Origin of the sequence: Halorubrum sp. Atlit-28R (genome assembly GCF_003665955.1) — an archaeon.
GTDB lineage: Archaea > Halobacteriota > Halobacteria > Halobacteriales > Haloferacaceae > Halorubrum > Halorubrum tropicale.
Window position 1 is genome coordinate 1 of record NZ_QPLS01000152.1, and the last position, 510, is coordinate 510.

Here is a 510-nt window from a genome sequence, read left to right on the forward strand (position 1 = left end):
CGAAGCGCTCACCGACGTCCGTCCGCTAGAGGATGCGCGGGCCGAGGATCCCAACCTCGAAGAGCTGCGCGAACGCGTCGAACGGTTAGAGGAGGCCACGGACGTCAACAACCGCTAGCGCCTCTACCCACCCCCTCAATCGGCTCATCGGTTTACATTCCTATCAGACCGAGATATCTACCTCTCTACTTTCCCACTTCTTTTCTACCTCATCCACTGATTTCTCGTTGTCAACCACGTCGGCTAAGTCGCGGAGGTACTCTACGATGTCATCGTTTTCTACGTCCCATCGCTGGTCCGAGATGGATTTGAGACTCGTCGCTAGCTCACGGGCTTCATCAGCCGTGTAAGCTGCGTCAGTCTCGCCAATATCAACGATAACGGCAAACTCGTTGTCGGTGATACTGAGGTTCAACGACGACACCTCGCCGTCAATAATGCTGCTCGATACCCTGTCCTGAAGATCTGACTCATACATTACGTAGTCGGTCTTGTCGGTCCCATTTGAAA

The 510-nt window shown here is 53.9% G+C and carries 1 protein-coding gene; it reads right to left on the reverse strand.

All coding sequences use genetic code 11. The annotated features are described in order from the left end of the window. Nucleotides 1–163: 163 nt before the first annotated feature. Nucleotides 164–510 (reverse strand): hypothetical protein (locus DVK06_RS17270; protein ID WP_233561803.1); only part of this gene is annotated, 347 nt, incomplete at its 5' end.